Genomic DNA, 19,253 nt, shown 5'->3' with positions numbered 1-19,253 from the left:
CGTTCCCACGCACATTGCGGCGTGGGAACGCCCTTGCCGGTTCAAAAGCGCGAAATACTCTTCATCGCACCAATCAGGTAACGCATGGCAACCTGATCGTTTTCGGTCAATGCACGGTACTGCTCAAGCAGTTGTGTCTCATCCGAGCTCAACCGGCGGCCATGCAACGACAGCTTGCGGCTGAAAAAAAGCGCCAGCACCCCTGCTACACCAATGGACTTGGCCATGGAATGTTTCTCCGTGTAATAAACAACAACGCCCGATGCCCATAACCGTGACCGCGAAGTGCAATGCCTCAGCGAGCAAACAGACTGACTTCCTGGGCCAGAAGTCGCCTTACTTCAAGCGTAGAAACTATCCAGGCGCCTGTGAGATTTTTTTAGAGTATTCACTTAAATAATTGCATTAAGGCAAAAGACTCTCAGAAAAACCTCACACACCGATCATCGTATGTGCGCCGCAGAGTGGCCTGGTCAGGGGAGCGGGCGATACAGGTGGATGTCGTGGGGTTCCCGACGATACAACTCGGTGTCTGGCTGCTTGAGCAAACGGCAGCCGTGATGCAGATAGAACTCCACGGTATTGCGCGACTCGGTGGCCGAGATATAGAGGCCCTGCGCACCCAGTTTTACCCCGTGCTCGCAGGCCAGGGCCAATAACCGCCCGCCCAGCCCACGCCCTCGGCCACCCAGGCTGACGTGCAGGAACTTGAGCTGCTGCAGACGCAGGCCCTGGTTGTGGATAACCCGGTTATCCACAACCGCCGCCGCCAGCAGCGTCGGGCCATCAAACACGCCATGCAACCACCCGCCACGCATCAGGCAGGCGTGCAGGTCCACCGCGTCCTGCTCGGCTTCGCCCTCGGGCCAGCCACGCATGTCGTGGTGAGCGGCATATAGCACCAGTTCACCGTGCTCCAGGCGATAGCATTGGTCGATCCGTTCAGTGCGATCAATCAAGGCCAGCAGGGGAATGTCGCTTTCATTCAAATCACGTTCAACCAGCATCATCGCCTCCAGTGCTCAAGTGCCCAAGGATCGCGACTCCCCTGGCGGCAGGCAAGAAAAAACCCACCGTTATCAGCGGTGGGTTGCAGGGGCAAGCGCAAAAGTCAGTCGCGCAGATCCGACTCATGGATCGGCTGGTCACGGTGGGTCGCCCGCTGGTATTGCGCCGGCCAGATAGCCTTGCGCCCGCCCAGGTCGTCATCGGCGTGCAGCGGCCAATACGGATCACGCAGCAGTTCCCGGGCGAGGAAGATGATATCGGCCTGGCAGGTGCGCAGAATATGCTCGGCCTGGGCCGGCTCGGTAATCATGCCCACTGTGCCCGTGGCCATGGCGGACTCTTTGCGCACACGCTCGGCAAAGCGCGTTTGATAGCCGGGGCCGGTAGGGATTTCGGCATTGGCCGCCGTGCCGCCGGAGGATACGTCGATCAGGTCCACGCCCAGGCCTTTCAGGCGGCGCGCCAGCTCCACGGTCTCGTCCGGGTTCCAGCCATCTTCCACCCAGTCGGTGGCCGAGACACGTACAAACAGCGGCAGCTCTTGCGGCCAGACCTCACGCACCGCTTCGGTGACTTGCAGCACCAGACGAATGCGGTTTTCAAAGGACCCGCCGTATTTGTCCTGGCGCTGATTGCTCAGGGGCGAGAGAAACTGATGCAGCAGATAGCCATGGGCCCCATGGATTTCCACCACTTTGAAACCGGCAACCAGGGCACGCTTGGCAGCGGCCACGAAATCCGCGATCACTTGTTGGATGTGCCCTTCATCAAGCTGGCGAGGCGCGGTGTGCTGCGGATCGAAGGCGATGGGTGAAGGACCTACCGGCACCCAGCCACCGTCTTCGGGCTTGACGCTGCCGTGCTTGCCGATCCACGGCCGATGGGTGCTGGCCTTGCGCCCGGCGTGGGCCAGTTGAATACCTGCCACTGCCCCTTGGGCGCTGATAAAGCGGGTGATGCGCTGCAGCGGTTCAATCTGGGCATCGTTCCAAAGTCCCAGGTCCTGGGCGGTGATGCGACCATCGGCGGTGACGGCGGTGGCTTCGCTGAAAATCAGCCCGGCGCCGCCGACTGCACGGCTGCCCAGGTGCACCAGGTGCCAATCGTTGGCCAGGCCATCGACGGCGGAGTACTGGCACATTGGCGACACGGCAATGCGGTTGAGCAGGGTCAACTGACGCAGGGTATAGGGTTCAAGCAACAGGCTCATGGGGCACCTCTTTTCGTATCCGGTGGGCATTGGCTCCAGGGTTCTGTCTGACCGGTGCGCGTGACGAAAAGATGAAAGGCCCGTCCCCTTCGGGCTAAAAAACAGACGAGGTCACAAGACCAATCACACAGTGCTTAGAGACTAGTCGACAACCGGGGATTGCACAGGGTTCAGCGCGGCTCGATGTGGGCAATCATCAATTGCACGGTTTCCTGGCCACGGAATTCATTGACGTCCAGCTTGTAGGCCAGCTCCACCCAGCGAATGGTCGGGTTCGGCCACACTTCGCGGTCGATACCAAAGGCAATGCCGTCGAGCTTGACCGCACCGCACTCACTCTTGAGCACCACCTTGAGGTGACGCTCGCCCACCACCCGTTGCTCCACCAGTTGAAACACGCCGTGAAACAACGGCTCGGGAAAATGCTGGCCCCAAGGCCCGGCATTGCGCAGGGCGCGAGCCAGTTCCAGGTGAAACTCTTCCACCGCCAGGGTGCCATCGGACAACAGGCGCCCGGTGAGGTCTTCTTCACGCAGTTGCCGGCGTACTTCAGCGTCGAAGGCTTCGGCGAACAGCGGGAAATTATCTTGCGTCAAGGTCAGGCCCGCCGCCATGGCATGGCCGCCGTATTTGGCGATCAGGTTCGGGTGCTGGCTGGCCACTACGGCCAGGGCATCACGGATATGGAAACCCGGCACCGAACGCCCGGAGCCCTTGAGCAGGCCGTCACCGGCATCGGCAAAGGCGATGGTCGGGCGGAAATAGCGCTCTTTCATACGTGAGGCAAGGATCCCGATGACACCCTGGTGCCACTCCGGGTCGAACAGGCACAGACCAAAGGGCATCGACTCCACCGGCAGGTCCTTGAGCTGGGCCAGGGCTTCGCGCTGCATGCCCTGCTCAATGGCCTTGCGGTCCTGGTTCATACCGTCCAGTTGCGCGGCCATTTCCCGGGCCAGGGCGAAGTCGCTGGTGAGCAGGCATTCGATGCCCAGGCTCATGTCATCCAGGCGCCCGGCCGCGTTGAGCCGTGGGCCGAGGATAAAGCCCAGGTCGGTGGAGGTGATACGCGCGTGGTCGCGCTTGGCCACTTCCAGGATCGCCTTGATACCCGGCCGCGCACGCCCGGCGCGAATCCGCTCCAGGCCCTGGTAGACCAGGATGCGGTTGTTGGCATCCAGCGGCACCACGTCGGCCACACTGCCCAGGGCCACCAGGTCGAGCAACTCGCCGATATTCGGCTGCGGCTGCTTGTCGTACCAGCCCAGGCTGCGCAAGCGCGCACGCAAGGCCATCAACACGTAGAAGATTACCCCCACGCCCGCCAGGGCCTTGCTGGGGAAGCCGCAGCCGGGTTGGTTCGGGTTGACAATGGCATCGGCCGCCGGCAGTTCATCGCCGGGCAAGTGATGGTCGGTGACCAGTACCTTGAGGCCTGCGGCCTTCGCCGCCGCCACGCCTTCGACACTGGATATGCCGTTGTCCACGGTGATCAGCAACTGCGGCTCGCGCTGCAAGGCCACGGCAACGATTTCCGGGGTCAGGCCGTAGCCGTACTCGAAGCGGTTGGGCACCAGGTAATCGACATGGGCCGCCCCGAGCAAGCGCAGGCCGAGGGTGCCCACGGTGCTGGCGGTGGCGCCATCAGCGTCGAAGTCGCCGACGATCAGGATGCGCTGGCGCTGCTCCAGGGCCGTCACCAGCAAGTCCACGGCGGCATCGATCCCTTTGAGCTGCTGATACGGAATCAGCCGCGCCAGGCTTTTGTCCAGCTCATCCTGCGAGGTCACGCCACGGGCGGCGTAGAGACGGGTCAGCAACGGTGGCAATTCACCGAGGAACGGCAGGACAGCGGGCAATGGGCGGGGATCGATACGCATGGGGTGACGGGGGCTTCTGTGCAATACAACGGTTAAAAAACACTACAAGGAACGATGAACATCAAATGTGGGAGCGGGCTTGCCCGCTCCCACACGAGCCCGGCTCTACATCATCAGCCGCGCTCGCCAACCAGCCACTGCAGTTGCACTTCGTGCTGGCCGCGATCATCGGTGACGAAGAGCGTGCCTTCGCTGATCATCACATCCCACTTGATCACCCGTGGCATGTCCTTGGCCAGGGTTTCCAGGACTTCCTGGGGCACGGCGGCGATATGCACGTTTTTCAGGTTGTTGGCCACCGGCACCACCTTGCCTTCCCACACCCGCAGGCTGCCGTAGGCCAGCAGGCTGGTACGTTCGGTGCGACGCGAACACCAGGTCAGGCGGTCGGCATCGGGCTGACCGACTTCGATCCAGTGCAGGACCCGATCATCCAGGCTTTTTTCCCACAGGGCTGGTTCGTCTACATCTGACAGTCCACGACCAAACGACAACTGCTCGTTGTACCAAAGGGCGTAGGCCAGCAAACGCACGGTCATGCGCTCTTCGGTTTCCGAGGGGTGGCGGGCGATGGTTTGCTTGACGTTCTCGTACACCGAACGATCGAGGTCGGTCAGGTTGAGTTCAAACTTGTAGGTCGTGGACGGCTGGGCCATGAACGGACTTCTAGAGACAGGGAAAGGCGGCCAGTCTAACCGATGGCGAGGCCATTCAACGAATCCTGCGCTGCATCATCCTTATCCCTGCACCACTCGCCTATGTTAAAAGGCAATACACACCTGCCCTGCGCTTGTAAGGATCCTCATGTCGTTTACCGCCAAACCGCTTGCCGGCCTGAAAGTCATCGAACTGGGCACCCTGATCGCCGGCCCGTTCGCTTCGCGTATCTGCGCCGAGTTCGGGGCCGAAGTGATCAAGGTCGAATCCCCCGACGGCGGCGACCCGCTGCGCAAATGGCGCAAACTGTATGAAGGCACGTCGCTGTGGTGGTTTGTACAGGCACGCAATAAAAAGTCCCTGACCCTCAACCTCAAGCACCCCGACGGCCTGGCGATCCTCAAGCAGTTGCTGGCAGATGCCGACATCCTGATCGAGAACTTCCGCCCCGGCGTCCTCGAAAAACTCGGCCTGGACTGGGACACCCTGCACACCCTGAACCCCAAGCTGGTGATGGTCCGGCTCTCGGGCTTTGGCCAGACAGGGCCGATGAAGGATCAACCGGGCTTCGGTGCGGTCGGTGAGTCCATGGGGGGCCTGCGCTACATCACCGGTTTCGAGGACCGCCCGCCGGTGCGCACCGGGATTTCCATTGGCGACTCCATCGCCGCGCTGTGGGCGGTGATTGGCGCGCTTATGGCCTTGCGCCATCGCGAGGTCAACGGGGGCCTCGGCCAAGTGGTGGATGTGGCGCTCTATGAAGCGATCTTCGCGATGATGGAAAGCATGGTCCCCGAGTTCGATGTATTCGGGTTTATCCGTGAGCGCACCGGCAACATCATGCCGGGCATTACCCCGTCCTCGATCCATACCACCGCCGATGGCAAGCATGTGCAGATCGGCGCCAATGGCGATGCGATTTTCAAGCGCTTCATGCTGATCATCGGCCGTGAGGACCTGGCCAATGACCCACAACTGGCCAGCAACGATGGCCGCGATAGCCGGCGCGACGAGCTGTACGGCGTGATCGACCGCTGGGTCAACCGTTTGCCACTGGAGCAGGTGGTGGAGCAGTTGAACCAGGCCCAGGTGCCTGCCAGCCGGATCTACAGCGCCGAGGATATGCTTGGCGACCCGCAATACCTGGCCCGGGAAATGTTCCTCAAGGCACAGTTGCCTGACGGCAAGGATTTCCAGATGCCCGGCATCGTCCCCAAACTCTCCGACACGCCGGGCAGTTGCGAGTGGGTCGGGCCGCAGTTGGGCGAACACAATGGCGTGATCCTTCAATCCCTGGGTTATGACAGTACCGCCGTGGCCCGTCTGCGCAAGGAGGGCGCAATCTGATGCAGCCTGGAGCATGCTCAAGATAATGGCCCACCGTTTGATCAGGACACTGCGTGGTTTATGGCTCGTTGCCCTGCTGCCCGGGGTCTGGCCGCTATCGGGCCAGGCTCAGGACACCCTGACCTGGGTAGTACGGGACTTGCCGCCAATGACTGTTTTCGAGGGCCCGCAAAAGGGCCGGGGCAGCGTGGACACGTTGCTGGTGCTATTGATCGAGCGCCTGCCGCAGTACTCCCACCAGATCCTGCACCTCAACCGCGCCCGCAGCATGCAAATGCTCCAGGCGCCCTCCTTCACCTGTGATCCATCGTTGGTGTGGACGCCGGCACGGGCCAAAACCATTGTCTTTTCTACGCAGGCGTTCGCCGTGCTGAGCAATGGCATTGCCATTCGCCGCAGCCAGCAGGCTCTCATGGCATCCTATGTGGTTGAGGGCACCTTCGATCTGGCGAAGTTTCTCGATGGGCAACAGACGCGCCTTGGGGTGATTGCCGAGCGCAGCTACGGCTCCGCCACCGATGAGCAATTGAGCCACGCCACGCCGCTCAAGGTAGCGCCCCACTATGGCAACGATGCCCTGGGCAGCCTGTTACAGATGCAGCGTCTGGGGCGGTTGGAAGCCGTGCTGGGATACTGGACGGAAATCCGCTACCAGGCCGCACAACAGGGCATTGATCCCCAGGACCTCGTGTTCTATCCGATCAAGGGCATGCCGCGTTATCAGCGGATCCATATCGGCTGCTCGGACACCCCGTTGGGGCGCCAGGCCATCAGCCATATCAACCGCGAGTTGAAGAATATTCCACAGCAATCGTTGCTTCAGTCCTACGCCAACGGATTGGACCCGATGATGCGCAAGCAATACCTCAAGGACAACCCGAGGTTTTTCAGCGAAACACCGCAGCCTTGATAAATCCCGGGCAAAAAGAAACCCCGAGCAGTGGGGAGACAACTCGGGGTTAAACGTGGCCTACAAAGACCAGTACAACAAGCGACAAGCACCGGAGCACAATGCTTGATCTTGTTGTTACAACGTCTGACTCACCCTCCTGTAGGAAGGTTCCAAAGATAAAAGTTTCTTCATGCCTGGGCGGTGATACGCGTCTGGGCGGCGTTGCGCAAGGCCGCGATCACCGAGGGTTCCAGGCGCCCTTCGGCGATTTTCAGGTCGCGGTGCAGGCAGTCCACCACATCCACCAGGGCGCGCTTGTCGGTCAGTTGTGCGCGATCCACTTCGCGTTCGACCACGATAGCGCCCGTCGGGCTCTTCACCGTCACCAGGCACTCGCCGTGTAAACCCGAGGTAGTCAGCGTGACCTGATAAGGGCTCAGCGCTTCGCCGAGCAATAGGCTGATACTTTCCATCTCGATCACCACTCAATCAGAGAAAACAAAAGACCCACTGTAGGAGCGAGCTTGCTCGCGAAAAACCTGAGGGCGCCGCAGGTATTCAGAACGCTTGCATTATCGTTGACGTTTTTCGCGAGCAAGCTCGCTCCTACAGGTAAATGACCACCGTCCAACGCACAAAGTTCGCCTTTGAGCTGAGCCAATCGAGCATGCATGGCAAAGATGACAGAGAGAAAACAGCCGCCGACAGGCTAGAATCTCTCGATTATTGCCGGAGTACACCGTGAGAGACGCGTCTGAACAGACCTTGCGCATTATCATCGCCGACGATCATCCGATTTTCCTGATCGGTTTGCGTGCGGTGCTGGAACGCGACGAGCAGGTGCGCATCGTCGGTGAGGCCAACTCGCCCCAGGCCCTTGCCGCCCTGCTGCAACACTGCCCCTGCGATGTACTGGTCACCGATTTCATGATGCCCGCCGAACCCCAGGCCGACGGCCTGCGCCTGATCGAACACCTGCGCCGGCATTACCCGCACCTGCCCATCGTGGTGGTGACCATGCTCAATAACGCCGGCCTGTTTCACTCGATCCTCGAACTGGGGGTCATGGGCCTGTTGAGCAAGGCCAGCCTGGCCGATGAATTGCCCGATGCCATCGACCAGGTGCGCCAGCAGCGGCCCTATGTGGCCCGCACCATTGAACAGGCGCTGGCCCTGGCCGGTGCCGTGGGCGCTGATCGCCTGCACTCGCAGCACCAGTTGTCCCCCCGGGAACTGGAAGTGATCCGCCTGCTGGCGAGCGGCAAGACGGTGGGCGAGATTGCCGCGCACCTCAATCGCAGCAAGCAGACGGTCAGCGCACAGAAAGTCAGTGCCATGCGCAAGCTGGGGCTGATCAGCGATGCGGCGTTGTTCATCTATGTGCAGGAACACGGGCTGGCCTAGGTTTTGTAGGCGCCGGCGGAGTCTTGCATCGCCCATTCGACCGCCATCGCTGGCAAGCCAGCGCCTACAAGTCGTGCAGGCCGGTTCCTACAGGGCAATTGCCGCAGATCGCGCCAGCCAGTGTTGCAACACCTGGGCACTCATCGGATGGGCGATCAGGCACCCCTGCAGCCAGGCCGGCCCCAGCGCACGCACCGCATCACGGTCGGCGAGGGTTTCAATCCCGGTCACGACCACGCTGACACCCAGGTGCCGGGCCATGCTCATGGCCCCCGCGACCACCGCACACTTGCGCTCGTCACCCGCCATGCCGCTGGCAAACGCCGGGGGAATCTTCAACTCGGTGAACGGCAGTTCCAGCAAACGTTGCAGGCTGGTGCCGCCGATGCCGAAATCGCCAATCGACAGCTTGCAACCAATCATCCGCAGGCGCAGCAAACCGGTGACATGGGTGCTGTCGGTCTTCAGGCGCGAAGTTTCCACCAATTCCAGGGTCAGGTTGTGCGCAGGTACCGCAAAGCGCTGCAGCAAGCCTTGCAGGCTCAGCGCGAAGTGCTCCTGCTCCAGCACCCGCCCGGGAATGTTCACCGATACCGGCAGTTCCCGGCCCGTATCCCGGGTCACCTGGGCACAAAGACGCAACACCTGTTCCAACACGTACCAGGTAAAGGCCTGCTCCAGCCCCGCCAACTCCAGCAGCGGCAGGAACTCGCTGGGCATCAACTGCCCCTGCTGCGGGTCTTGCCAGCGGGCCAACGCCTCCACACCTTGCAGATCACCGGTCTGGCTGACGATGGGCTGGTAACAGACGCTGGCGTAACGCTCGATAGCGGCCTCGCCGACCTCGGTGCACAGTGGCTGCACCGTGAACTCACTGACCCCCAGCATCTGATGCACACGTTCCCAGGACAAGGCCTGCGGGCTCGGGCGCAAGCGTTGCCGGCAAGCGTCGAGCATTTGCCCGATGGCGGTGGCGGACGCCGGCTTGGGCATGCACCCCAGCACGTTGAGCCCCGCCTGGCGCGCCATGCTCGCCACACCGTCCAACACATCGGGATCGGCGTCGCTCAGCAGGACCAGTACCTGGGCCTGCCCGTGCTCGGCCATTTCGCGGATCAGCCCCAGCGAGTCGCCGTGTTCCAGGTACAAGTCGCAGATGGCGATATCCACAGGGCCCTTGCTTGCCAGCGACTGGCGGGCGACCTCGACGCTATCGGCCGTGAGTACGTTGAACACGCCGTTGGCATTGAGCATCTGGTGCAGGGCCATCAGCTGGAACGGGTGGTCTTCGAGGATCAGGACTTTGAGTGAGCGCATGGAAAACTCTGGGGCTACGTGCAAGATCGCTCACATTAGCCAAAACCCGGGCAAGACCCCATAGGACGCGTCCTATTCTTGTACCTGCAGATAAGGCCGGATTTGCGCCTGCAACTCCCCCATGGCCCCAGACACTGTTTGCCAGCGCTGCGCTAGTTCATCGGCCCGATGCTCCCGCGCGCTGGTCTCAAGCGCGATACAGGCCCTGGCCAATGGCAGCGCGTCCACCAGGCAACAAATCCCCTTGAGGCGATGCAGGCTGGCCCGCAACTGCACCCGGTCCTGTTCGGCCACGGCGCTGCCCAAGAGGCGATGCTCATGCTCCAGGTTATTCGCCAGTTCCTGCAACATGCTTTGCAGGACCGGTCCGTCGGCCTGGGTCATCTTGCGCAGGGCCTGCAGGTCGAAGGCCGGCTCGGCCGTGACCCGGGCCAGCACCTGGGTCCATTGCTCCAACGTTACCGGCTTGACCAGCAGCAGATCCATGCCTGCCACCTGACTGCGTTGTTCCTGGCCTTCCTGGGCATCGGCGGTGCAGCCGACCACCGCGCAACGCGGACGCTGCTCCTGAGCCTCAATCTGGCGAATGGCCTCGGCCAGGGCATAACCGGACATGCCCGGCATATGACAGTCGGTCACCAGAACGTCGAACGCCTCGCTGCGCCAGCGCTGCAACGCCACCTCGGCACTATTGAGGGCTACCACCTGATGCCCGAGGAATTGCAACTGCTGGGCCAGCACCAGACGGTTGGCCGGCAGGTCGTCGACAATCAGTACCGACAGCGCCCGGGCCCCCGTCAGTAAAGGCATGGCCACGGCGGGCGCGGGCAGATCGTCACTGCCGACCCGGTCCAGGCGCAGGTCGATGCACACCGTGGTGCCCTCGCCCAAAACGCTGTGCAGGGTGATTTGCCCCCCCATCAAGTCCACCAGTTGCTGGCAGATACTCAAGCCCAACCCGGTGCCGCCATGTTCGGCGGCTGTCAGCGGACTGCCCTGGATAAACGGCCTGAACACCCGCGCCTGTTGGTCGACGCTGATACCTGGGCCTGTGTCTTCCACGCACAAGTGCAGGTATTCATGCCCCTCTGCGTCCATCTGGCAGGCGACACGCAGGCGCACTTCTCCGTGCGCCGTGAACTTGAGCGCATTGCCCAGAAGGTTATGCATGACCTGGCGCAGGCGCAGTGGGTCGAACCAGTAAAAGCCCTGGGCCTGTGGGTCGAAAGCCAGGGTCAGGTGCAAGCCCTTTTTTTGCGCGGTGGCTTCAAACAGGCGCTGGATACCCTCGAAGAAACCTTTCAAGTCGGTGGTCTGGGGCGCCAGTTGCAGGTGGCCGGCTTCGATCTTCGCCAGGTCCAGGCTATCGCCCATCAAGGCAATCAGCTCCCGTGCCGAACGGTGGGCCACCTGCAGCGCCTCGGAGACCGGCGCGCCCAGGGCCAGCGCACGCTCCTGCTCCAGTTCCAGCAAGCCGATGATCGCCGTCATCGGTGTACGAATCTCATGGCTGAGGTTCGACACAAAGGCGCTCTTGGCGAAATTCGCTTCATCGGCAGCACGACGGGCGTCCATCAATTGGGTTTCCAGGACCTTGCGCGCGTTGATATCGACCCAGCCACCGAGCAACCCCTGCAACTGGTTCTGGGCATCATAAAACGGCACGGTCCATTGATAGACATGGGCGATGCCGCCATTGAATTCCAGTTGGCGGTCGATAAACACCGACTGCTGCGTGGCCAGTTGTTCCATATGCCCCGCATGCAGGCGCAAAGCGGTGGCGGCAGGCAGTATTCCACTCTCCGGCAAGGTCAGGCCGCGAATCCGCTCAAGCCGGGTGGCCATCTGTTGTTCATAGCTTTTGTTGCAGGTGACCAAGCGCCCCGCAAGGTCGCGCACAAACACCGGGTTGGGGATACCGTCGAGCAAGGCCCGCTTGAACGCCAGTTGATCATTGAGCCGCCGCTCGGCCTCGACCCGCTGGCGAATCTGGCGCTTGAGCCGGTTGTTCCAGGCCAGCGACACCAGCACAAACAGCAAGGCCGTGCCGACCGTCCAATAGGCCCACGGCGGTACACGCTGCCAGGCCGGCACCGGAACCGCCACCGCGCCCATCCAGCGCAGGCGCAGGGCACTCAATTCGGCGACCGGCATCGCTTCCAGGGCCTTGTTCAAAATACTCAGCAACTCGGGATGGTCCTTGCGTACCGACAGACTGTCAGTGGACCACTTGCCATCGACACTGCGCCCGGCCCGCAACTCATCGGCCGGGTAACTCTGCAGTTCCACTTCGCTCTGGATGGTCGCGACTGCGTCTCCCCGGGCCACCAGGGCCCGAGCCTCGGTGTAGTCAGCCACCAGTCGCAGGCGGACTCCAGGGTATTCGCGACGGATATAGGCCTGCAGCACATGCCGTTCTGGCAGCGCCAGGACCTCGCCTGACAGTTGGCTCAGGCTGGTCACTGGCGGTGCCCCGATACGTTCGACAAACACCCAGCCTGCGCCGCCAAACCCATGGCTGAAATCGAGAAACCGCCGGCGCTCGGTGTTTTCCACCAGGGTGGTGCTCATATCCGCTCCGCCCTTTTCCAGGAGCGCCAGGGTCTGCGCGGTGGAAAACACTTCCTCCATGACGAACTGCAAACCGGTCATGCGCGAGAGGCGGTTGAGCAGATCGACATTGAGCCCCACCCACCGGCCGTCCTTGTCCTTGAAGACATAGGGCGAGTATTGCTGGGACGCCACCACGACATGGGAATGCTGCAACACCCAGGCCTGCTCGGCGGCCGACAAGGGGATACGCTCGCCCGCAACGTCCACCCCAAGGCCAGTCGTCCAGCGGGCCAGGATCTCACGGTGTACCGAATCATCGATGCTTTGCAACGCACGCTCCATCATCGTGCCCAGCAGGGGGTCGGCCTGGCGCGTGGCGAAGGCAAAGCCAATCGGCGCCAGGCGGCTTTGCTCCTTGATCTGCATGTTCAGGTAAGGACGCAGGGACTTGTAGGCACGCACGATCACTTCATTGCCGATAAACGCATCCACATCCCCCTGCTCCAGGGCCTCCAGGCCACTGTAGAGGTTGGGGGCCAGCATGATGTGGCTCTGCGGGTAGGCTGCATGCACGTTCTTGACGTTGGCGTAGCCATCGAGCAGCACCACCTTCTTGTCGGGGAGCGCGTCGTTCTGCATGGCGTCATCACCGCGCACAACCACCACCGAACGGTCGGGCATGTAGTCGGCGGTAAAGGCCAGGCCGGGCACATCCCGTTCGTAGCCATTGGCACTGGTGAGGATATCGATGTTGCCGGCGCGCAACGCCTCCACGGCCTGGGCCCGTTCGGCAAAACCCATCACCTGCATCGGCACGCCGAGCCGCGCGCCCACCAGGCTCAAGTAGTCGGCACTGATGCCCTGGTAGCGATTGCGATCGCGGGTGATATCGATTGGCTGGTAATCATCGATGGAAATCCCCACTTTCAAGGTGCGGTGCTGTGCCAACCACTGCCGCTCCGCCGGCACCAGGGTCATGGGAGCCAGGGTGATAAACGCTGGCACCAGGTTGAACGGCAGGCTGACGGCGGCCAGGCTTGCAGGCAGGTGGCCAAGCAGCAGCGCGCTCAGCAGGCACTGGTGCCATCGGGTCGTGAACCACACCGTGAGGGTTTCCTTGTGGGTTATTTTTGGCTCGGTGGCGCGAAGCTGCGCCCCCTTGTAGGCGCTGGCAAGCCAGCACCTACAAGGGATAGGGTGCCCTCCAAGAAAAACGGCGCTTCACCATTTCTGGACAAGCGCCGTTTTGCTTAATCGTGCAGCCCCTCAGAACTCAGAGCGGCTTTCCACGATTGCCATGCTGGCTGACAAACCCCTGGATGGCCTTCAGGTCATTGGGCAACACGGTGCAGCGCTCTTCGCGCTCAAACAAGTCCGCCAGGTGCGGCGGCAACTCCAAGCCCTTGCCAACACCGGCCTTCTGCACCGCCTCAGGGAATTTCACCGGGTGCGCGGTGCCGAGGATGACCATCGGGATATCCAGGCTGCGCCGGCATTCACGCGCGGCCTTGACGCCAATGGCAGTGTGCGGGTCCAGCAACTCGCCGGTCTGGGCATAGACTTCGGCGATGGTCTCGCAGGTCTGGGCATCGTCCACGGCCAGGGAATCGAACAACTTGCGGGTTTCGGTCCAGCGATCCTGTTCGACGCTGAAGCCGCCTTGTTTGAAGCTGTCCATCAGACCGGCCAGGGCTGCGCCATTGCGACCGTGCATGTCAAACAGCAGGCGTTCGAAGTTCGACGAGACCATGATGTCCATCGACGGCGACAGCGTGGCGTGCAGGGTTTCCTTGACGTACTGGTTGCCGCTCATGAAGCGGTGCAGGATGTCGTTGCGGTTGGTGGCGACGATCAACTGGTTGATCGGCAGGCCCATGTTGCGCGCCAGGTAACCGGCGAAGATATCGCCGAAGTTGCCGGTCGGCACCGAGAACGACACCGAGCGCGCCGGCCCGCCCAACTGCAGCGAGGCGTGGAAGTAGTAGACGATCTGGGCCATGATCCGCGCCCAGTTGATCGAGTTCACCGCCACCAGGCGCGTGCCCTTGAGAAAGCTCTGGTCGGCGAAGCTGGCCTTGACCATTTCCTGGCAGTCGTCGAAGTTGCCTTCGACCGCGATGTTATGGATGTTCTGGCCAAAGAGGGTGGTCATCTGCCGGCGCTGCACTTCCGACACCCGATTGTGCGGGTGCAGGATGAAGATATCGACGTTTTCGCAGTGTTTGCAGCCTTCGATGGCCGCCGAGCCGGTATCACCAGAGGTGGCACCGATGATCACCACGCGCTCGCCGCGTTTCTCCAGCACGTAGTCCAGCAGGCGGCCGAGCAGTTGCAGGGCGAAATCCTTGAACGCCAGGGTCGGGCCGTGGAACAGCTCCAGCACCCACTCGTTACCATTCAGTTGGCGCAACGGGGCGATGGCGTTGTGGGAGAACACGCCGTAGGTTTCTTCGAGGATTTTCTTGAAGTCGGCATCGGGAATACTGCCGGCGACGAACGGGCGCATGACCCGGAACGCCAGCTCGTGGTACGGCAGGCCGGCCCAGGAGGCGATTTCTTCCTGGGTGAAACGTGGCAGGTTTTCCGGCACGTACAGGCCGCCATCAGTGGCGAGGCCTGCAAGCAGGACGTCTTCGAAATTCAGGGCCGGTGCCTGGCCGCGGGTGCTGATGTAACGCATGACTGGCTCCTCTACAACATTCTTGGACAGAGGCCGCCGAACCTGCGGGGCCTCTGCAATCTATCGTTAGTTCAGGTGTTCGACGCGGATCCGCACCACCGGCCCGACCACGCCTTGCAGGGCTTGCAGTGCGGCGATGGCATCGTTCATGTGCTGTTCCAGCACGCGGTGGGTCAGCAGGATCATTGGCACCAGGCCGTCGTGTTCTTCGACTTCCTTCTGCATGATCGACTCAATGTTGATGCCCCGCTCCGAGAGGATGCTGGCCACCTGGGCCAGGACGCCCGGATGGTCCTTGGCCTGGATCCGCAGGTAGTAGGAACTTTCGCAGGCTTCGATCGGCAGGATCGGGTGCGCCGACAGCGAATCCGGCTGGAAGGCCAGGTGCGGTACGCGGTTTTCCGGGTCGCTGGTCATGGCGCGGACCACGTCCACCAGGTCGGCGATCACCGACGAAGCGGTCGGTTCCATGCCGGCACCGGCCCCGTAGAACAGAGTGGAGCCGGCGGCGTCACCGTTGACCATCACCGCGTTCATCACGCCATTGACGTTGGCGATCAGGCGGTCGGCCGGGATCAGCGTCGGGTGTACGCGCAATTCGATACCGGCAGCGGTGCTGCGCGCCACGCCCAGGTGCTTGATGCGATAGCCCAGGGCTTCGGCGTAGTTCACATCGGCGGTGGTCAGCTGGGTGATGCCTTCGGTGTAGGCCTTGTCGAACTGCAGCGGGATACCAAAGGCGATGGATGCCAGGATGGTCAGCTTGTGCGCCGCGTCGATGCCTTCGACGTCAAAGGTCGGATCGGCCTCGGCGTAGCCCAGGGCCTGGGCTTCGGCCAGCACGTCTTCGAAGGTACGGCCCTTCTCGCGCATTTCGGTAAGGATGAAGTTACCGGTGCCGTTGATGATGCCGGCCACCCAGTTGATGCGGTTGGCCGACAGGCCTTCACGGATCGCCTTGATCACCGGGATACCGCCGGCCACCGCTGCTTCGAACGCCACGATCACGCCCTTCTCGCGGGCCTTGGCGAAGATTTCGTTGCCGTGCACGGCAATCAGGGCCTTGTTGGCGGTAACGACGTGCTTGCCGTTTTCGATGGCCTTGAGCACCAGCTCGCGGGCGACGGTATAACCGCCGACCAGTTCGATGACGATATCGATTTCAGGGTTGGTGGCCACGTCGAAGACATCGTGGGTAATCGCAATACCGGTCGTTTGGTACTGAGGCTTTGGCGTACGCATGGCAATTTGTGCCACTTCAATCCCACGCCCTGCACGGCGGGAAATTTCCTCGGCATTACGCTGAAGTACGTTCAAGGTGCCGCCACCGACGGTCCCTAACCCACAGATGCCTACTTTGACCGGTTTCACTGAAGAACTCCCCATGAAACGGCCGACTCAAGGTCGGCCGTGAAAAACAGCCGCACGACTGCGGCTCGCTATTGATGACCCGTCGAGATTTCGGCGGGTCTGACCGTCAAAGGCTCGACGATACTGTTTATTTGGCACCCAGCGCCAGTTTGGCGATTTGTGGTGCAGGCTGGTAGCCCGGAATGACCTGGCCGTCAGCCAAAACGATGGCCGGCGTACCGTTCACGCCAATCGACTGGCCCAGGGCGAACTGCTTGGAAACCGGGTTGGCGCAGGCGGCAGCCTTGATGTCCTTGCCGTCGACCATCTTGTCCATGGCGCCCTTTTTGTCAGCCGAGCACCACACCGCTTGCAACTGCTTGTCGCCCGGCGACCCCAGGCCCTGGCGCGGGAACGCAACGTAGCGCACTTCGACGCCCATTTTGTTCAACTCAGGCACTTCGGCGTGCAGCTTGTGGCAGTACGGGCAGGTGGTATCGGTGAACACGGTGATGTGGGTCTTGGTCTCGCCAATGGCCGGGTACACCACGGTTTCGGCAACCGGAATGGCATTGATCAACTTGGACACGCCCAAACGCTCGGCCTTCTCGGTGAGGTTGACCGGCTTGCCGTCTTTCAATTGGAACAGATAGCCCTGGACGATGTACTGGCCGTCGGCACTGGCGTACAACACGCGGCTGCCCTTGAGCTTGACTTCATACAGGCCGGCCATGGGGCTGGCGCTGATGCTTTCGACCGGGGTTTCGAGTTGGAGGCTTTCCAGACTCTTACGGATTGTCTTCTCGGCGGCGTCATCGGCGACGGCAAAGGTTGAGACCAACGCAATGGCTGCGGCGGCAAAAATCTGGGTCAAGCGCATGGGAACTCCTGAAGGCAGATGCAGGGACGAAGGCCAGGGCGCCGATCTGAAAACACGGCTCGGGACCGTCCCCTTTGCAAACCGGCAAAGCCTACCACAAATGGGCGCCAGGGCAGACGCCGGCAGCCCATTTGGGGCCTATCAACCCCTTGGGTGATGTTTGGCATGCAGCTCTTGCAACCTTGCACGCGCTACATGGGTGTAAATCTGTGTAGTGGACAGATCGCTATGGCCCAGCAACATCTGCACCACCCGCAAATCCGCGCCATGGTTGAGCAGATGGGTGGCAAATGCATGGCGCAGGGTGTGGGGGGACAGCGACCTGCCGATCCCGGCCACCCTGGCCTGGTGCTTGATGCGATGCCAGAAGGTCTGGCGGGTCATCTGTTCACCGCGCAGGCTGGGAAACAACACGTCGCTGGGCCGCCCGCCAAGCAGCTCACTGCGGGCATCGCGCATGTAACGCTCAACCCACACAATCGCCTCCTCCCCCATGGGCACCAGGCGCTCCTTGCTGCCTTTGCCCATTACCCGCAATACACCCTGGCGCAGGTTGACCTGCTCCAGGGTCAGGCTGATCAACTCGGTGACACGCAGGCCACAGGCATACAACACCTCAAGCATGGCGCGGTCCCGCTGGCCGATGGCTTCACTTAGGTCAGGCGCGGCCAGCAGGGCTTCGACATCAGCTTCCGACAGGGACTTGGGCAGAGGCCTGCCGAGTTGCGGCATGTCGACTTGCAGGGTCGGGTCGACAGCAATCAGTTTTTCCCGCAGCAAATAGCGATAAAACCCACGCACTCCCGAGAGGAATCGTGCGGTGGAGCGCGGCTTGTAGTTTTGCTCCAGGCGCCAGGCCAGGTGATCGAGGATCAGCTCGCGTCCGGCGTGGCTCAGCTCGAGGTTCTTCTCCAGCAGCCAGCCATTGAACAGGGCCAAGTCGCTGCGGTAGGACTGGCGCGTGTTGTCCGACAGGCCTTTTTCCAGCCAGAGGGCGTCGAGAAAGCGGTCGATCAGGGGGTGGTCAATGGCGGGCATGGGGGCTCGAACAGAGAAAAGAATAGGTAGATCCTAGCGCAGCCGCGCTTTGTGCAGGAGCCGGCTTGCCGGCGATAGCGATTTCACGCACGGCGCTGTTGCTAAGGGCCCCATCGCCGGCAAGCCGGCTCCTACAGGACAGGGATCAATCCGCAAATCCAGGCAGTACCGGTACCGGTCGCTTATCGGCATCAATCGCGACAAAACTGAACACACCCTGGATCGCCTTCTCGCGGCCGTCGGCACTCATGCTTTCGACAAATACTTCCACCTCCACCTTGAGGCTGGTGTTGCCGACCTTGATCACTCGGCCAATCAACTCGACGATTGAGCCCGCCGGAATCGCATGATTAAAGTCGATACGATCAGTAGAAACCGTCACCAGCGGCAAGCGGCAAAAACGTGTGGCGGTAATGAATGACACTTCATCCATCCAGGCCAGGGCGGTGCCGCCAAACAACGTGTTGTGGTGGTTGGTGGTCGGCGGGAATACAGCCTTGGTCACATGGGTCACGGACAGGTCGGTGCGGCGCTGGATTTCTTCGAGGCGGGTGGTCATGAACGGGTTCCGGGCGATGGGCAAATTTCAGGCACAAAAAAGCAGCCCGTAGGCTGCTTTTTTCTGCATCGGGAAGCTGGACTTAAGCCAGTTTTTCCTTGATGCGAGCGGCTTTACCGGACAGGTCACGCAGGTAGTACAGCTTGGCTTTACGTACGTCACCGCGACGCTTAACGGCCATGCTGTCGATTTGCGGGCTGTAGGTCTGGAAAGTACGCTCTACGCCAACACCGTTGGAGATTTTACGAACAGTGAAAGCACTGTTCACACCACGGTTACGCTTGGCGATTACTACGCCCTCGAACGCTTGCAGACGCGAACGGTCGCCTTCCTTCACTTTCACCTGAACGACAATGGTGTCGCCCGGGGCAAAGGTAGGGATCTCTTTGGTCATCTGCTCTGCTTCGAGTGCAAGGATGATTTTGTTAGTCATGCTGTGCTCCTAAGGTAAATCGTCGGATCTACCATCGATACGTTG

At 61.5% G+C, this 19,253-nt stretch carries 17 protein-coding genes; 3 read left to right on the top strand and 14 right to left on the bottom strand.

Translation table 11 applies throughout. The features are described from left to right. Positions 1–41: 41 nt before the first annotated feature. From HZ99_RS23405 to HZ99_RS23385, 5 genes are all read right to left on the bottom strand, one after another. Positions 42–227 (bottom strand): hypothetical protein, encoded by a 186-nt coding sequence (locus HZ99_RS23405; protein ID WP_038446392.1) that lies wholly within the window; start codon positions 225–227, stop codon positions 42–44. Positions 228–473: 246 nt separating this feature from the next. Then, positions 474–1,007, bottom strand: coding sequence for a GNAT family acetyltransferase (locus HZ99_RS23400; RefSeq protein WP_038446390.1), 534 nt, complete (start codon positions 1,005–1,007; stop codon positions 474–476). Positions 1,008–1,111: 104 nt separating this feature from the next. Further along, on the bottom strand, positions 1,112–2,218 hold the full coding sequence (locus HZ99_RS23395) for an NADH:flavin oxidoreductase/NADH oxidase (protein WP_038446389.1): 1,107 nt from the start codon (positions 2,216–2,218) through the stop codon (positions 1,112–1,114). 170 nt (positions 2,219–2,388) lie between these two features. Then, positions 2,389–4,098 carry a single-stranded-DNA-specific exonuclease RecJ gene (gene recJ, locus HZ99_RS23390; protein ID WP_038446388.1) on the bottom strand — a complete coding sequence of 570 codons (1,710 nt, stop codon included), beginning with the start codon at positions 4,096–4,098 and terminating at the stop codon, positions 2,389–2,391. Between the two features lie 113 nt (positions 4,099–4,211). Continuing rightward, on the bottom strand, positions 4,212–4,754 hold the full coding sequence (locus tag HZ99_RS23385; RefSeq protein ID WP_038446386.1) for a YaeQ family protein: 543 nt from the start codon (positions 4,752–4,754) through the stop codon (positions 4,212–4,214). A gap of 148 nt (positions 4,755–4,902) precedes the next feature. On the opposite strand from HZ99_RS23385, the gene HZ99_RS23380 reads away from it, so the two are divergent. Beyond that, positions 4,903–6,102, top strand: a complete 1,200-nt coding sequence (locus HZ99_RS23380) for a CaiB/BaiF CoA transferase family protein (RefSeq protein ID WP_038446384.1) — start codon at positions 4,903–4,905, stop codon at positions 6,100–6,102. 13 nt (positions 6,103–6,115) lie between these two features. Then, the gene (locus tag HZ99_RS23375; RefSeq protein ID WP_404942419.1) at positions 6,116–7,012 is read left to right on the top strand and encodes a TIGR02285 family protein; all 897 of its coding nucleotides are present in this window, start codon (positions 6,116–6,118) and stop codon (positions 7,010–7,012) included. 170 nt (positions 7,013–7,182) lie between these two features. Here HZ99_RS23375 and HZ99_RS23370 read toward each other — a convergent pair whose 3' ends face one another. Beyond that, on the bottom strand, positions 7,183–7,467 hold the full coding sequence (locus HZ99_RS23370; RefSeq protein WP_038446382.1) for a DUF3509 domain-containing protein: 285 nt from the start codon (positions 7,465–7,467) through the stop codon (positions 7,183–7,185). 268 nt (positions 7,468–7,735) lie between these two features. Between HZ99_RS23370 and HZ99_RS23365 the strand changes: the two genes are divergently transcribed. Further along, on the top strand, positions 7,736–8,398 hold the full coding sequence (locus tag HZ99_RS23365) for a response regulator transcription factor (RefSeq protein ID WP_038446381.1): 663 nt from the start codon (positions 7,736–7,738) through the stop codon (positions 8,396–8,398). Between the two features lie 87 nt (positions 8,399–8,485). On the opposite strand, the gene HZ99_RS23360 is transcribed toward HZ99_RS23365, so the two are convergent. The 8 genes from HZ99_RS23360 to rplS all read right to left on the bottom strand — a co-directional run bounded on the left by HZ99_RS23360 (position 8,486) and on the right by rplS (position 19,208). Further along, positions 8,486–9,715, bottom strand: a complete 1,230-nt coding sequence (locus tag HZ99_RS23360; protein ID WP_038446379.1) for an EAL domain-containing protein — start codon at positions 9,713–9,715, stop codon at positions 8,486–8,488. 72 nt (positions 9,716–9,787) lie between these two features. Then, positions 9,788–13,372, bottom strand: a complete 3,585-nt coding sequence (locus HZ99_RS23355) for a transporter substrate-binding domain-containing protein (RefSeq protein WP_038446377.1) — start codon at positions 13,370–13,372, stop codon at positions 9,788–9,790. A gap of 169 nt (positions 13,373–13,541) precedes the next feature. After that, positions 13,542–14,948 carry a threonine synthase gene (thrC, locus tag HZ99_RS23350; RefSeq protein ID WP_038446375.1) on the bottom strand — a complete coding sequence of 469 codons (1,407 nt, stop codon included), beginning with the start codon at positions 14,946–14,948 and terminating at the stop codon, positions 13,542–13,544. Positions 14,949–15,014: 66 nt separating this feature from the next. After that, a complete protein-coding gene (locus HZ99_RS23345; RefSeq protein WP_038446374.1) occupies positions 15,015–16,319 on the bottom strand; it encodes a homoserine dehydrogenase in 1,305 nt (434 codons plus the stop codon). Between the two features lie 127 nt (positions 16,320–16,446). After that, entirely contained in the window at positions 16,447–17,178 is a 732-nt protein-coding gene (gene dsbC, locus HZ99_RS23340) for a bifunctional protein-disulfide isomerase/oxidoreductase DsbC (protein ID WP_038446372.1), read from the bottom strand. 141 nt (positions 17,179–17,319) lie between these two features. Continuing rightward, positions 17,320–18,216, bottom strand: a complete 897-nt coding sequence (xerD, locus tag HZ99_RS23335) for a site-specific tyrosine recombinase XerD (protein WP_038446371.1) — start codon at positions 18,214–18,216, stop codon at positions 17,320–17,322. A gap of 145 nt (positions 18,217–18,361) precedes the next feature. Then, entirely contained in the window at positions 18,362–18,775 is a 414-nt protein-coding gene (locus HZ99_RS23330; RefSeq protein WP_016977715.1) for an acyl-CoA thioesterase, read from the bottom strand. A gap of 82 nt (positions 18,776–18,857) precedes the next feature. Next, positions 18,858–19,208, bottom strand: coding sequence for a 50S ribosomal protein L19 (gene rplS / locus HZ99_RS23325; protein WP_003175895.1), 351 nt, complete (start codon positions 19,206–19,208; stop codon positions 18,858–18,860). Between the last annotated feature and the right edge of the window lie 45 nt (positions 19,209–19,253).

Origin of the sequence: Pseudomonas fluorescens, from assembly GCF_000730425.1 — a bacterium.
Taxonomy (GTDB): Bacteria; Pseudomonadota; Gammaproteobacteria; order Pseudomonadales; family Pseudomonadaceae; genus Aquipseudomonas; species Aquipseudomonas fluorescens_X.
The sequence above is the reverse complement of the archived record's forward strand: the minus strand, read 5'-3'. Positions and strand labels throughout refer to the sequence as shown.